The 1004-nt window shown below is 52.2% G+C and carries 2 tRNA genes; both read left to right on the forward strand.

Going from position 1 to position 1004, the window contains the following annotated elements:
* Positions 1 to 199 precede the first annotated feature (199 nt).
* Positions 200 to 276, forward strand: a tRNA-Ile gene (locus tag FHX14_RS32770).
* Positions 277 to 366: 90 nt separating this feature from the next.
* Positions 367 to 442 (forward strand) — tRNA-Ala (locus tag FHX14_RS32775).
* Positions 443 to 1004 lie beyond the last annotated feature (562 nt).

Consider the following 1004-nt stretch of genomic DNA (forward strand, 5'->3'; position numbering starts at 1 on the left):
GACTTGTCTCGAGATATGAACCTTCCCGTGCTTTTTAGAACATAGATGGCACCAGTCAGGTGACCATCGAAACGCAATACGCCACGGAAATGCTTTAAGCATTCGGATGGTATGGCGAGCTTTCGCCGTCCACGTTTCTCTTTCTTCAAGAAGACAAAAACCGCGTCGATCCAGTCTAGGCTGGGCCGGTTCCCCGAATGGGCCCGTAGCTCAGTTGGTTAGAGCACACGCTTGATAAGCGTGGGGTCGGAAGTTCAAGTCTTCCCGGGCCCACCATTTGCACCTGCAAATGAGGGTTGGGAATGATGGAATATGGCTGACGCGGAACGTTGCCGAACCTGGGTTATCTCAGGCGATCGAGCTGATGGGGCTGTAGCTCAGCTGGGAGAGCACCTGCTTTGCAAGCAGGGGGTCAGCGGTTCGATCCCGCTCAGCTCCACCAAATCGATTGGTGTTGAAGCTGACGGCATTTGTCTTTTGAAGAAATAAAAAGTTTGCATCGGCTTATGGCCTGATGCCTGTTCTGCATACATTGTGAAGAGAAGATTGATCTGGAGGCTTCCAGGTGTTTTGGGTTCTGCCCGAAACGTCCGAGCCCAGTTCTGCTGATCCTATGGATGGCCTAGCCGGCCGGATATGGGGGAAGGACTGGAGTAGGTAGGAAGCTTGTCGCTCTGGGTCGTTGTTGTTTGCTTGATCTCTAGGGATGAAGCATCTGACGGACGACTTGATTACCGTTGCCTGACCGCGCGGTATCGGATCCAATCTCGAGAAGCTGGTCTTAAGACCTGACACAAGCGAGCTGCTCGGCGTAGCTCCAATAAAGTGATCAGGTCGAACACGTCGATGGCATTGTTGGATTGACTGGGTTGTAAAAGGTAACCCGGTCTGTTGCCGTTTCTTATGAAACGGGCAACGAGATGATGAGCATTGGCAATGAGAACGATTAAGTGTCGTAAGGGCATTTGGTGGATGCCTTGGCATGCACAGGCGATGAAGGACGT

Source organism: Rhizobium sp. BK619 (assembly GCF_014195245.1).
GTDB lineage: Bacteria > Pseudomonadota > Alphaproteobacteria > Rhizobiales > Rhizobiaceae > Rhizobium > Rhizobium acidisoli.